Source organism: Bradyrhizobium sp. Bra78, assembly GCF_024519855.1.
Lineage (GTDB): Bacteria > Pseudomonadota > Alphaproteobacteria > Rhizobiales > Xanthobacteraceae > Bradyrhizobium > Bradyrhizobium japonicum_G.
Genome location: NZ_JALJRE010000009.1, coordinates 235,212 through 247,581, shown reverse-complemented (window position 1 = coordinate 247,581; position 12,370 = coordinate 235,212). Strand labels below are relative to the sequence as shown.

General features: G+C 64.8%; 12 protein-coding genes. 6 read left to right on the top strand and 6 right to left on the bottom strand.

Annotated features, from left to right (window positions below; all coding sequences use genetic code 11):
* Nucleotides 1-17: 17 nt before the first annotated feature.
* Nucleotides 18-539 (bottom strand): bifunctional 3-hydroxydecanoyl-ACP dehydratase/trans-2-decenoyl-ACP isomerase, encoded by a 522-nt coding sequence (gene fabA, locus OC450_RS21440; protein ID WP_211383889.1) that lies wholly within the window; start codon nt 537-539, stop codon nt 18-20.
* A gap of 349 nt (nt 540-888) precedes the next feature.
* On the opposite strand from fabA, the gene irrA reads away from it, so the two are divergent.
* Complete coding sequence (gene irrA, locus OC450_RS21435; RefSeq protein ID WP_211383888.1) at nt 889-1,380, top strand: iron response transcriptional regulator IrrA; 492 nt, start codon at nt 889-891, stop codon at nt 1,378-1,380.
* A 61-nt stretch (nt 1,381-1,441) separates the two neighbouring features.
* Here the strand turns inward: irrA and OC450_RS21430 are convergent, their stop codons facing one another.
* On the bottom strand, nt 1,442-1,972 hold the full coding sequence (locus OC450_RS21430) for an SH3 domain-containing protein (protein WP_211383887.1): 531 nt from the start codon (nt 1,970-1,972) through the stop codon (nt 1,442-1,444).
* Between the two features lie 326 nt (nt 1,973-2,298).
* On the opposite strand from OC450_RS21430, the gene OC450_RS21425 reads away from it, so the two are divergent.
* Complete coding sequence (locus OC450_RS21425) at nt 2,299-3,300, top strand: 2-hydroxyacid dehydrogenase (RefSeq protein WP_211383886.1); 1,002 nt, start codon at nt 2,299-2,301, stop codon at nt 3,298-3,300.
* Between the two features lie 67 nt (nt 3,301-3,367).
* Here OC450_RS21425 and OC450_RS21420 read toward each other — a convergent pair whose 3' ends face one another.
* Nucleotides 3,368-3,643, bottom strand: a complete 276-nt coding sequence (locus tag OC450_RS21420) for a DUF3303 domain-containing protein (RefSeq protein ID WP_211383885.1) — start codon at nt 3,641-3,643, stop codon at nt 3,368-3,370.
* A gap of 189 nt (nt 3,644-3,832) precedes the next feature.
* Nucleotides 3,833-4,636 carry a HesA/MoeB/ThiF family protein gene (locus tag OC450_RS21415; RefSeq protein WP_211383884.1) on the bottom strand — a complete coding sequence of 268 codons (804 nt, stop codon included), beginning with the start codon at nt 4,634-4,636 and terminating at the stop codon, nt 3,833-3,835.
* Nucleotides 4,637-4,869: 233 nt separating this feature from the next.
* On the opposite strand from OC450_RS21415, the gene OC450_RS21410 reads away from it, so the two are divergent.
* Entirely contained in the window at nt 4,870-6,231 is a 1,362-nt protein-coding gene (locus OC450_RS21410; RefSeq protein WP_256807588.1) for a serine protease, read from the top strand.
* Nucleotides 6,232-6,234: 3 nt separating this feature from the next.
* Here OC450_RS21410 and ggt read toward each other — a convergent pair whose 3' ends face one another.
* Nucleotides 6,235-7,914: a gamma-glutamyltransferase gene (ggt, locus tag OC450_RS21405; RefSeq protein ID WP_262048594.1), complete on the bottom strand. Its 1,680-nt coding sequence runs from the start codon at nt 7,912-7,914 to the stop codon at nt 6,235-6,237.
* 240 nt (nt 7,915-8,154) lie between these two features.
* Here ggt and OC450_RS21400 point away from each other — a divergent pair, with 240 nt between their 5' ends.
* A complete protein-coding gene (locus tag OC450_RS21400) occupies nt 8,155-8,898 on the top strand; it encodes a ParA family protein (RefSeq protein ID WP_262048593.1) in 744 nt (247 codons plus the stop codon).
* 128 nt (nt 8,899-9,026) lie between these two features.
* On the opposite strand, the gene mutM is transcribed toward OC450_RS21400, so the two are convergent.
* The gene (gene mutM / locus OC450_RS21395; RefSeq protein ID WP_262048592.1) at nt 9,027-9,908 is read right to left on the bottom strand and encodes a bifunctional DNA-formamidopyrimidine glycosylase/DNA-(apurinic or apyrimidinic site) lyase; all 882 of its coding nucleotides are present in this window, start codon (nt 9,906-9,908) and stop codon (nt 9,027-9,029) included.
* 81 nt (nt 9,909-9,989) lie between these two features.
* Here mutM and ubiE point away from each other — a divergent pair, with 81 nt between their 5' ends.
* Nucleotides 9,990-10,751 carry a bifunctional demethylmenaquinone methyltransferase/2-methoxy-6-polyprenyl-1,4-benzoquinol methylase UbiE gene (gene ubiE, locus OC450_RS21390; protein ID WP_211383879.1) on the top strand — a complete coding sequence of 254 codons (762 nt, stop codon included), beginning with the start codon at nt 9,990-9,992 and terminating at the stop codon, nt 10,749-10,751.
* Entirely contained in the window at nt 10,748-12,322 is a 1,575-nt protein-coding gene (gene ubiB, locus OC450_RS21385) for a 2-polyprenylphenol 6-hydroxylase (protein ID WP_262048591.1), read from the top strand. Before ubiE ends, ubiB begins: the two co-directional genes overlap by 4 nt.
* The last annotated feature ends 48 nt before the right edge of the window (nt 12,323-12,370 follow it).

The following is a 12,370-nucleotide window of genomic DNA, read 5'->3' as shown; positions in this document are numbered from 1 at the left end:
TCGTCTTGGTGATGCGCTCAGCCCAGGCTCGTGCCCTGCTTGAACAGGCCGACCTTCAAATCCTTCGCGCGATAGATAATCTGGTCGTCGACCGAAAGCCATCCGTCGGCGATACCGAGCACCAGCTTTGAACGCATCACGCGCTTGATATCGACGTTGTACACAACCTTGCGGGCCTCGGGCAGCACCTGACCGCTGAACTTCAGCTCATTCAGGCCGAGTGCCCGCCCACGACCCTCGCCCCCGGTCCAACCCAGATAAAAGCCGACCATTTGCCACAGCGCGTCGAGGCCGAGGCAGCCGGGCATCACGGGATCGTTCTTGAAGTGGCAGCCGAAGAACCAGAGGTCGGGCTTCACGTCGAGCTCGGCGCGCACCACGCCCTTGCCGAACTCGCCGCCATTGTCGCTGATGTCCGTGATGCGGTCGAACATCAGCATCGGCGGCAACGGCAGCTGGGCATTGCCCGGGCCGAACATCTCACCGCGGGCACATGCCAGCAGGTCTTCGTATTCGTATCCGTTGCGCCTGTTCAGCATGCACGAGCCTCTGTTCTAATCCCGATGGAGCGGCGTTTTGGCGAAAATGGGCCCGTCTCGGTCGGAGAGCAACGCCAATTGCCACCGTCAGGCGCGGCTTCCGCAAGCCCCGGATGGACTGCGGGCCTGGCCTTCAGGCCTGGCTGCCCCAAAATCGGCTGCGCGGAACCGCGGGCTCTCTAACACAGGCGATTTCAGTGGCAAAGCGCTCTCGTGAAGGTAAAATGACGTGGTCCTCGCCAGGTTCCAAGACTGATTAGAACCTCTCTAGTTGCGAGAAACTTGCATCTGCATCTTTCTGTTCTTATATTGCAGGGAGTTATTGTTCACGCGTGCCCGAAATCTGGAAATGAACGAGAATTCCGCGCCCCATCACGACGACGACGTCCATTCCGCGGCCCTTCTGTCCGGCCGCCAGCCGGCTTTGACCGGCTGCCCGTGGCACGATGTCAACGAAATGCTCCAGTCCGCGGGGCTTCGTCCGACGCGCCAGCGCATGGCGCTCGGCTGGCTCCTGTTCGGCAAGGGTGCGCGTCACCTCACGGCTGAAATGCTCTACGAGGAAGCGACGCTGGCCAAGGTGCCGGTCTCTCTGGCGACCGTCTACAACACGCTGAACCAGCTCACCGATGCCGGCCTGCTCCGTCAGGTCAGTGTCGACGGCACCAAGACCTATTTCGACACCAACGTGACGACCCACCATCACTACTACCTCGAGAACAGCCATGAGCTGGTCGATATCGAGGATCCGCATCTGGCGCTGTCCAAGATGCCGGAGGTGCCCGAGGGTTACGAGATCGCGCGCATCGACATGGTCGTGCGGCTGCGCAAGAAGCGCTGAGGTTTACCCGGCTGATTTGACCGTCATGGCCGGGATTTCCGGCCATTGTCGTTTCAGGCCGTCAGTTCACCTGCTCGTCCGAATAGACGCCCCAGAGACGCTCCTGCTGGATCCAGCCGTCAAAGCCGTTGCCGATGACGTGGCACCAGTTTGCGCTGCACTTCTTCACCTGCGTGACGACGCCGGCCTGGAGTTTTGCTGCAACCGCGCTCTCGGGATCGGCCTGATCATAGATCGGTGCAAGCTCGTCCTTGTGCTTCATGGTGACGACCGCGGTGCGGCGGCCCGACAGCAGCGAATGGTAGACCCAACCCTCGGCGCCCTCGGAATCGCGCACCCGGCGCCAGTTCTCGAACTCGGCGGTGATTTCGACCGGCAGGCCGGCGCGGGTATAGACCCAGGCGACGTCATTGTCCTTGGTCGGGCCGGCGCGGACGTTGACGTGATCCGATTTGAGGCTGACATAGCGCGGCACGGGGAGGCCGCTGGCGGTCTGGGGCGTGCTGTCCTTGGCTGAGTGCCCGGGGCTGACCGAGGCGCTCAACCAGGTGCAAACGAGCGCCATCACCGAACAAAAACGCCCCAACGCCATCAACCCGTCTCCTGTCGAAGACCCCTACCAAGCCGGGCCTTCACCTCAAAATTCCACAACCGCGCCGCATTCTCCCTGACCCGCCCCACGCGGGTGTTCCCGAGCCCTTTGCCCGTGGTTCTTGTCTTGGCCCGGCCTTCTGCTAGAGAGGACGGACATCTGAACAACCAGTTTGCCCGATTTTCCGGCCGGAAATGTCGGGAGAGCTTGAAGGAAACGCCGGGGACGACACGGCAATGGCAGTGTCGAACAACCGGGTTAATGAGGCCTCAACGGGCCGGCCTTTGGTGACAGAGGCGGCTTGCAACGCCTCATGAGGGCAGGACATGTCGGTGAAGAAAAAGCCCCTCGTCGTGGTGACGCGCAAGCTCCCGGACTCGATCGAGACCCGGATGCGTGAGCTGTTCGACGCGCGGATCAATCTCGACGACACGCCGATGTCGGGCGAGCAGATCGCGGAAGCCGCGCGCACCGCCGACGTGCTGGTTCCGACCGTCACCGATCACATCTCCGCCGACATCGTCAATCAGCCCGACTGCAGGCTTCGCCTGATCGCCAATTTCGGCAACGGCGTCGACAACATCGACGTCGAGGCCGCCCATGCCCGCGGAATCACGGTCACCAACACGCCGAAGGTTCTGACCGAAGACACCGCCGACATGACCATGGCTCTGATCCTCGCCGTGCCGCGGCGGATGATCGAAGGTGCCTCGATCCTGACGGAAGGAAAGCCCTGGCCGGGCTGGTCGCCGACCTGGATGCTCGGCCATCGCATCGGGGGCAAGCGCCTCGGCATCATCGGCATGGGCCGGATCGGCCAGGCGGTGGCGCGCCGCGCCCGCGCCTTCGGCTTGCAGATTCACTATCACAACCGCCGCCCCGTCGCGCCGAAGATCGCCGAGGAACTGGGCGCGACCTATTGGGAAAGTCTCGACCAGATGCTGGCGCGGATGGACATCATCTCGGTGAACTGTCCGCACACGCCGGCGACCTACCATCTGCTTTCGGCGCGCCGGCTGAAGCTGATCCGGAAAGACGCCTACATCGTCAACACCGCGCGCGGCGAGGTCACCGACGAGGACACGCTGATCAAGCTGATCGAAGGCGGCGAGATCGGCGGCGCCGGCCTGGACGTCTACGAGCACGAGCCCGCGGTCAATCCAAAACTGGTGCGGCTCGCCAAGGCCGGCAAGGTGACGCTGCTGCCGCATATGGGCTCGGCCACCATCGAGGGCCGCGTCGAGATGGGCGAGAAGGTGATCATCAACATCCGCACCTTCCTCGACGCCCACAAGCCGCCTGATCGCGTGCTGCCGAGCATGCTGTAAAGCGCTGCGGCCGGGGGCGCGCAGACTTGAACGGAGCGGCCGGCGTACCGCGGCCGCCCCGAGGCATTCACTGCTTCGCCAGGGCGGCCAGGATCGGGCCGGCTTCGGCGTCTTCCACGCATGGCGTGACAGTGATCTCCATGACGTTGGCCCATTGGGCGTACCATTGGTACATGGCCTTCGGGTCGTTGCTCTCCGAAATTGCAAAGCCCGTCCCGTTCATTCCGTGCCAGCGGCCGAGCATCTTCACGCCTTCCGGCGGCACGCCCCCTGTCTTCAGAAATTTTTCGATCGCGGAATCGATCAAATTCGGGGGCAATTTCCAGCTCGAGATGTACTTCATAGTAATCTCCAATCTGAAATATCCATTTGCCTTGCGGCGATGCGAATTCAATCACGAAGAAAGACACTTGCAAGTGTCGATTTAGGCCCGTCCTCATCCCTGTCGGGTAGGGACGACACGCAGGTTGCGACTGTTCCGCGCTGCAACGTACCGCTTCTCGGTCATCGCTTGTGCTCTCGTGCGGCGTGCCTACTCCCGATGGATGCTTAGATCATCGAACACAGGCCCATCGCCGTTGAGCGGATTGGCCGGATCGCGCCTGTAACGCAGCGTCTCGAAGCGCATCGCGCGCGCATCGATCATCAGGAGGCGGCCGACAAGGCCGTCGCCAAAGCCGACGATTTCGCGGATCGCCTCCAGCGCCATCATCGAGCCGAGCACGCCCGCGAGCGCGCCCATGACGCCGGCCTCCGCGCAGGCCGGCACCGTGCCGGGCGGCGGCGCCTCGGGAAACAGGCAGCGATAGGTCGGATTGAATTCGCCCTGCTCGTTTGTCTCATGCGCGCGGATGGTAGTGAGCGAGCCGTCGAAGGTGCCGAGCGCCGCCGTGATCAGCGGCCGCTTCGCGAAGAAGCAGGCGTCCGAAGCCAGATAGCGCGTCGAGAAATTGTCGGAGCCGTCGAGCACGAGGTCGTAGTCGCCGATCAGGTTGAGCGCGTTGTCGGCGTTGAGCCAGGTGGCGTGGCCGACGAAGCGGACATGCGGATTGAGCGCGGTGATCCGTTCGGCCGCGCTCTCGACCTTGTGCCGGCCGATATCAGGCGTGGTGTGGATGACCTGGCGCTGGAGGTTGGACAGCGACACCACGTCGTCATCGACCACGCCGAGCGTGCCGATCCCGGCGGCAGCCAGATACATCAGCGCAGGCGCGCCGAGCCCGCCGGCGCCGATCACCAGCACGGAGGCCCGCTTCAGCGCGGCCTGGCCGGGACCACCGACATCGCGCAGCACGATATGGCGGGCATAGCGTTCGAGTTCGTCCGGGCTCAGCATCGTCGTCCTTCGTTCTCTCAACCCTCATGGTGAGGGGCGCGGAAGGCGCATCTCGAACCATGAAGGCCCCGATATCACCCGCGGCCATCCTTCGAGACGCGGCCCAAGGCCGCTCCTCAGGATGAGGGCCTGCGTTCGTGGCCTCTATCGCCAACTGAACCACCCCAACATTGTTCGCGACCAACGAGATGTGCTTCAATGGCATTGCGTTCAATGGGCTGGCTGGATTTGTCATGAGATCGATGCTTGCGGCAACACTGATGTTTGCGGCTGCCACAGGCGCGAGCGCCCAGATGACGACGCCGCAGGTCCCCGGCACCAAGCCGAAGGTGGTCCAGACCGTTCCGATCCGTCCTCCCGCCTTGCAGACGGCATCCGAGACCGCCGATGCGATGGCGCAGGCAGAACGGCTGTCGCTGCAGTCCGACCTCGCTTGGGTCGGCCAATATAACGGCGCCATCACCGGCGACGTCAGTGCGCGCATGGTCGACGCGATCAAGGAGTACCAGAAGAACAAGGGCGGCAAGCCGACCGGCGTGCTCAATCCGCAGGAGCGCGCCGCACTCGCCGAGACCGCAAGGCGGAAGCAGGACAGCGTCGGCTGGAAAATCGTGACGGAGATGACCAGCGGCGCCCGGCTCGGCATCCCCGGCAAGCTGGTGCCGCAGCAGGCGACCGACGCCAACGGCTCGAAATGGACCTCGCCGACGGGAACGGTGCAAGTGCTGCTCAGCCGCCGCAAGGAGGCAAACCCGAGCACTGCAAAGCTTGCGGAAGCGGAGAAGAAGGAACCGGCCGGGCGCAAGGTCGACTACACCGTGGTGAAGCCCGACTTCTTCGTGCTGTCGGGATTGCAGGGCCTGAAGAAGTTCTACGTGCGCGGCACCTTCAAGGGTGACGAAGTTCGCATCATGACGATCCTCTACGATCAGGCCACCGAGAACACGGTCGAGCCGGTCGTGATCGCGATGTCGAGCGCGTTCAATGCATTTCCGTCGGGCCCGCAGACCGGGCCGCCGCCGCGCAAGAACGTCGAATACGGCACCGGCATCGTCGTCAGCGACGATGGCGCGATCATCGCCGACCGGCTCGTCACCGATAGCTGTCTTGCGATCACCATCGCCGGCTATGGCAGCGCCGACCGTCTCGCCGAGGACAAGGAGCACGATCTCGCGCTGCTGCACATCTACGGCGCGCGTGGGTTGAAACCGCTCAACCTCGCAAATGGCGCGGCGAAGACGAGTGTCGATGTCGTCGGCATCGCCGATCCGCAGAGCCAGGGCGGAGCAGCCGGTGTGTCGAGCCTCAAGGGTGCGCTGGCGCCGGTCACGAGCAGCGATTCCGCACTGTCTCCGCCGCCGGCGGTCGGATTCTCCGGCAGCCCCGCGATCGACGGCGACGGCAAATTCGCCGGCGTCGCGCTGTTGAAGCCGGCGATGGTCGCAGGACCCGCGACAGCGGTGCCGGCGTCACAGGCGGTGATGGTCTCTGCGGAGACGGTGCGCGATTTCCTGAAGGCGAACGGTGTCACGGCGAACGGCACGTCGACGGATGCGAAGACCGCCGTCGTGCGCGTGATCTGCGTGCGGAAGTAGCGATCAGCTCAGCCTGAACCTGATCCCGGCCTTCGCGAGACCTCCTGAAATACCGACCGGCGTGCCGTCCGCGCGCCAGCAGGCGGCGCCGGTCATGGTGCCGTCGTCGTGGAAGGCGATGCCGTTCATGCCACCGGCGACCGTCGCAACGGGCTGGACCTTGTGACCGAGGCCCGTCAGCTTCGCACGCACGGCTTCCGGCACCTTCTGCTCGACCTCGAGCGCATTGCCCTCGGTCCAAACCCGCGGCGCCTCGACCGCCTCCTGCAGGCTCATGCCGTGGTCGATCAGATTGACCAGCGCCTGCATCGCGCTCGGGAAGATGCGTTTTCCCCCGGGCAGCCCGAGCGCGTAGCGCAGCTTGCCGTCGTTGAGCGCCATCATCGGCGACATCGAGGTCGTCACGCGCTTGCCCGGCGCCAGCGACAGCGCGTGGCCCGGACGCGGATCGAACAGGTTCATGTAATTGTTGGCGATGGCCCCCAGACCCGGGATCATGATCTTGGCGCCGAACAGATTGTTGATGGTCTGCGTGGTCGCAACCACGTTGCCGAACGCATCCGCCGCCGTCATGTGCGTGGTGTGCGCGCCTTCGAGCTGCGACACGCCGGCGCCCCAGGCCTGCGCCCGCGCCGGATCGATGGCGCGGCGACGCTCGTCGGCATAGGATTTCGAGGTCAGCTTCTCCACGGGCACGCCGACATAATCAGGGTCGCCGCTGGCGGCAGCGCGATCGGCAAAGGCGATCTTCAGGACCTCGGCGAGATAGTGGATGGTCTCGGATGTGCCGAAGCCGAGGCTGCCGATGTCATAGCCTTCCAGGATGTTCAGCATCTGCGCGATGTGCACGCCCGACGCCGCCGGCGGCGGCGGCCCAAAAATGGTCCAGCCGCGATAGTCCGCGCGGATCGGCTGCCGCTCGACCGTCCTGTAGCTGGCCAGATCGGTGCGACGGATGAAGCCGCCGGCCTTCTCCATGTAATCGGCGAGGATGTCGCCGAGCGGCCCCTCGTAGAGCGCGGTCTCGCCGTGATCGGCGATATGACGCAGCGTCTCGGCATATTCGGCCTGCACCACGCGCGCGCCGACCTTCAGCGGCTCACCATCGGGCAAATAGATCGCCGCGATCGGCCTGTCCTTGCGCATCTCGGCGGCGCTCTCGCTGATGCATTCGTGCAAGTACGGCGTCGCCGCATAGCCGCGCGCGGCGTGCTTGATGGCGGGCTGCATGACATCGGCGAGGCTCATGGTGCCGAACCGGCGCAACGTCTCGCACCAGGCTTTCAGCGAGCCCGGCGTAGCAACCGCCTTGGGGCCGTTGAGATTCTCGTTGCCGACGGTGTCGAATACGTCATGCGCCGAGCCCGGCCTCGAGGTGTAGCTGTTGTCGCGCACCGCCGAGGGCACGGTGCTCTGGCCGTCGATGAAGCGATGGCTGCCGTCGGCCAGCCTGATGTGGGCCATGCCGCCGCCGATGATGCCGACCATCATCGGCTCGACCACGGTCAGCGTGAACAGGGTCGCGATCGCGGCGTCGATCGCATTGCCGCCCGCCGCCAGCATCTCGGCGCCGGCGCTCGAGGCCAGCGGATGGTTGCTGACGACCATGCCGCGACTGGAGACCGCAGGCATTTTCTGGCATTCAAAGGTCGTGGTCGTCCGGTCGCGCCAGTTTCCGCTCATGCCGCTCGTCCCCTCTCTATTCACGGCGGCGAGCACATCACACGCAGGATTACGGGTCCAGTAATGGTACGGATTAGCTGGCATTCCCGATTCTGCCATCATTGTTACCGTTGATTCGGACCACCGCGATCCCCTTTGGATCGGGCCGGCACGTCCTGAGCGAGAAGAGCTCAGCATCGAGATCGATGCACGTTCGCGTGGCGTATTCCTGACCCAAGCACTCCAAAGGATACACCTTCAATGCACACGATCGTACTGGCCACCCAAAAGGGCGGCAGTGGGAAGAGCACGCTCGCCATCGGCCTCGCGCTGGCAGCCAGGCAGGCCGGCTTCACCGTCCGCCTGATCGAGACAGACCCGCAGGGCACCCTGTCCAACTGGCAGCGCCGCCGCGCCGCCGATGATCTCGTCGTCGAGCCGATCTATCACGCCGCCGACATCGCGCCGCGCCTGAAAATGCTCGCCGAAAGCGGCCTCCAGCTCGCGATCGTCGATACCGCGGCCGGCCTCAGCGCCGCCACCACCGCCGCGATCCGCCATTCCGACCTCTGCCTGATCCCGGCCCGCCCGAGCGTCGCCGACATCGAGGCGACCGCCTCGACGCTGAGCGTCGCGCGGGCCTGGAAGCGGCCCTTCAGCTTCGTGCTGAACCAGACGCCGATCCGCGGCCAGCGCATCGACAATGCCGCCAACGCTCTCGCCGAAGAAGCCGCGCTGGATCTCACCGAGGTGCTCGCGCGTCCTCTGATCGTGATGCGCAACGACCACCAGGACTCGCTCGCGAGCGGCCTTGCGGTGAGCGAATTCGCGCCGAACGGCAAGTCGACCGAGGAGATCCGCGGCCTCTGGCAGTGGATCGAGACCCGTCTCGAGCTCACCGCCACGACCAATGTCCTGATCGACCAGGTCCTCTCGGCTGCCGATGGCATGCTGCACGCGGCCTCGGAACTCGCAGCGGACGAGACCACCACACTGGCGTCCTGAGCGGGGCGATCGCTCAGACGGCAGCCTGCCCTTCACCATCCGGAAGGGCCCCCGCGACGAAGCAATCCGGCCACCAACCGGCCGGACCCTCGCAGAAACTCACGGCCTCGCGGCCGCAGGCCAGATTCTCACTTCTGACATTTCGGACACCAGAACGTCGAGCGGCCGTTCTGGGTGAAGCGCTTGATCGTGCCGCCGCAGCCGGGCGTCGTGCATTTCTCGCCTTCGCGGTCGTAGACCTTGAACGAATGCTGGAAATAGCCGAGCTCGCCCGAGGTCTGGCGATGGTCGCGCAACGATGAGCCGCCGGCCTTGATGGCGTCGTTCAGCACGGTGTGGATCGCACCGACCAGCCGCTTGGCGTGATCCGTCGGCTCACTTTTTTTCGTCGACAGCGTCGCGGCGATGCGGCGTGGCGACAGATGCGAGCGATGCAGCGCCTCGCAAACATAGATGTTGCCGAGCCCCGCCACCACGCGCTGGTCGAGCAGCGCGGCCTTCAGGCTCGTGGTCTTGTCCTCGCAGGATCGCGCCAGCATCGCGGCGTCGAATTCGTTGCCGAGCGGCTCGGGGCCGAGGTCGCGGAGCAGCGGCTCCTCCTCGAGCGCATTGCGCGCGATCACTTTCATGTAACCGAAGCGGCGCGGATCGTTGAAGACGATGTCGGCGCCCGAGGACATCCGGAACAGAACATGGTCGTGCGTGGTGTCCTTCCCCTTCGGATAATGAAACTCGCCCGGCGATGCATCGTTGTCCGGCTTGATGACGCGGAACGAGCCCGACATGCCCAGATGCATCAGGAGCACGTCGCCGGAGGCGAGATCGGCCATGAGATATTTTGCACGGCGGCCAAGCCCGGTGACGACCTGGCCCTTCAGCCGGGCCACGAAATCCGGCTGGAACGGAAAGCGCAGATCCGGCCTGCGGGCCTCCGCATCGAGGATTTTCGCACCCTCCATGACGGGCTGAAGGCCGCGGCGGACGGTCTCGACTTCGGGCAATTCAGGCATGGTCGGGCATTCACCTTATGAGGGCGGTGTGATAGCGCCATTGCGGCGGCCGCGCTATGGTCCGCCCAGTGGAGTAGAGTAATGGATCGGCCGGGCGAAACCACGCATTTTGGCTTCAGGGACGTCCCCCTGGGGGACAAGCAGACGCTGGTGAACGATGTGTTTCACAGCGTGGCTTCGCGCTATGATTTGATGAACGATTTGATGTCCGGTGGCCTGCACAGGGTCTGGAAGGACATCATGATCACCGCGCTCGACCCGCCGAGGGGCGACCGGCCGTTCGCGCTGCTCGACGTCGCGGGCGGCACCGGCGACATCTCGTTCCGCGCCGCCAAGGCGGCGGGCGCGGGCTTCCATGCCACCGTCTGCGACATCAATACCGAGATGCTGAGTGTGGGCCGCGAGCGCGCCGCGAAGCGGCATCTCGAGACCCAGGTCGATTTCGTCGAAGGCAATGCCGAAGCGCTGGCCTTCGCCGACCGCAGCTTCGACGCATATACGATCGCTTTCGGCATTCGCAACGTGCCGCGGATCGACCTTGCGCTGCGCGAGGCCTATCGCGTGCTCAAGCCGGGCAGCCGCTTCCTGTGCCTGGAATTCTCCACCGTCGAGATGCCCGGCCTCGACCGGCTCTACGACCTGTTCTCGTTCAAGGTGATCCCGCCGCTCGGACGCATGGTCACGGGCGATGCCGAGTCGTACCAATATCTCGTCGAATCGATCCGCAAGTTTCCAAAGCCTGCCGCCTTCGCCGACATGATCCGCGATGCCGGCTTCGCCCGCGTGAACTGGCAGACGTTGACCGGCGGCATCGTCGCACTGCATTCGGGCTGGCGTTTGTGATCTCTGCCATCACCCACACTGCGCGCCTGATGCGCGCCGCGTTCGTGTTCGCGCGCGAGGGCGTGTTCGGCTCGGTCGATCCAAGCCTCGTCCCGCCGCCCGGGCAACTCGCGCTGAAGCTGGCGCGCCTGATCGAACGGCGCGGGCCCAAACATGGACCAAGGCTGTCGCGCGCGCTGACGCGGATGGGCCCGGCCTATCTCAAGCTCGGACAATTCCTGGCGACGCGCCCGGACGTCGTCGGCGTCATCATGGCGCGCGACCTCGAAAGCCTGCAGGATCGCCTGCCGCCTTTTTCGCAGGAAGAAGCCGAGGCCGCGATCGCGACGTCGCTGGAACGGCCGCTGAAGGACGTGTTCGCAAGCTTCGGCCCGCCGGTCGCCGCCGCCTCGATCGCCCAGGTCCACCGCGCCGACGTGCTGCGCGACGATGTGCGCAAGTCGGTTGCGGTCAAGGTGTTGCGGCCCAATGTGGCCGCGCGCTTCCGCCGCGATCTCTCCGATTTCTTCTTCGTCGCGCACAAGGCCGAAGCCTATTCGTCCGAGGCGCGACGGCTGCGGCTGATCGAGGTCATCAATACCATGTCGCGCTCGGTCGCGATGGAGATGGACCTGCGGCTCGAGGCGGCAGCGCTGTCGGAGATGGCGGAGAACACGCGCGACGATCCCGATTTTCGCGTGCCGACCGTCGACTGGGACCGTACCACGCACAACGTTCTGACGATGGAGTGGATCGACGGCATCGCGCTGAACGATCACAAGCGTCTCGAAGACGCGCAGGTCGACCTGCCCGATCTCGGCCGCAAGGTGATCCAGAGTTTTCTGCGTCACGCGCTGCGCGACGGCTTCTTCCATGCCGACATGCATCCGGGCAATCTGTTCCTCGATGACGCCGGCCGTCTCGTTGCGGTCGATTTCGGCATCATGGGCCGGCTCGGCATGAAGGAGCGGCGCTTCCTCGCGGAAATCCTGCTCGGCTTCATCACCCGCGACTATCGCCGCGTCGCGGAAGTTCATTTCGAAGCGGGTTATGTCCCCGCGCATCACTCGGTCGAAAATTTCGCGCAAGCCATCCGCGCCATTGGCGAACCGATCCACAACCGCACCGCCGAGGAAATCTCGATGGCGCGGCTGCTCACGCTGCTGCTCGAGGTTACCGGCCTGTTCGACATGACGACGCGGCCCGAGCTGATCCTGCTGCAGAAGACCATGGTGGTGGTCGAGGGCGTGGCGCGCGCCTTCGACCCCAGGCTCGACATCTGGAAGGTCGCCGACCCCGTGGTGCGCGAGTGGATCGAACGCAATCTCGGACCGATCGGCCGGGTCCAGGGCGCACTGTCCGGTACCGGCGACCTCGCCCGCGTGCTGATGCGGCTTCCCGACATCGCACAACGCTCCGTCGTGGTGCTCGAACAGCTCGAGACCATGACGCGGGAGGGCATCCGGCTGTCGCCGGAGAGCATCGCCGCGATGGGCCGCAGCGAGGGCCGCAAGAACCGCTGGCGCACCGTGGCGCTCTGGATCATCGCAGCGACCTTCATCGGCATCCTGATCGCCGTCCGGAATCTATGATTGCACTGCAATCATTGGAGTGATAGCATCGCTATCATTCCGTGCTGG

Bases quoted from the DNA above. Each gene is read 5' to 3' on its own strand.
- mutM (WP_262048592.1), bottom strand. From the start codon at position 9,908: ATGCCTGAATTGCCCGAAGTCGAGACCGTCCGCCGCGGCCTTCAGCCC.
- irrA (WP_211383888.1), top strand. From the start codon at position 889: ATGAACGAGAATTCCGCGCCCCATCACGACGACGACGTCCATTCCGCG.
- OC450_RS21400 (WP_262048593.1), top strand. From the start codon at position 8,155: ATGCACACGATCGTACTGGCCACCCAAAAGGGCGGCAGTGGGAAGAGC.
- OC450_RS21425 (WP_211383886.1), top strand. From the start codon at position 2,299: ATGTCGGTGAAGAAAAAGCCCCTCGTCGTGGTGACGCGCAAGCTCCCG.
- ubiE (WP_211383879.1), top strand. From the start codon at position 9,990: ATGGATCGGCCGGGCGAAACCACGCATTTTGGCTTCAGGGACGTCCCC.
- fabA (WP_211383889.1), bottom strand. From the start codon at position 539: ATGCTGAACAGGCGCAACGGATACGAATACGAAGACCTGCTGGCATGT.
- OC450_RS21415 (WP_211383884.1), bottom strand. From the start codon at position 4,636: ATGCTGAGCCCGGACGAACTCGAACGCTATGCCCGCCATATCGTGCTG.
- OC450_RS21420 (WP_211383885.1), bottom strand. From the start codon at position 3,643: ATGAAGTACATCTCGAGCTGGAAATTGCCCCCGAATTTGATCGATTCC.
- ggt (WP_262048594.1), bottom strand. From the start codon at position 7,914: ATGAGCGGAAACTGGCGCGACCGGACGACCACGACCTTTGAATGCCAG.
- OC450_RS21430 (WP_211383887.1), bottom strand. From the start codon at position 1,972: ATGGCGTTGGGGCGTTTTTGTTCGGTGATGGCGCTCGTTTGCACCTGG.
- OC450_RS21410 (WP_256807588.1), top strand. From the start codon at position 4,870: ATGAGATCGATGCTTGCGGCAACACTGATGTTTGCGGCTGCCACAGGC.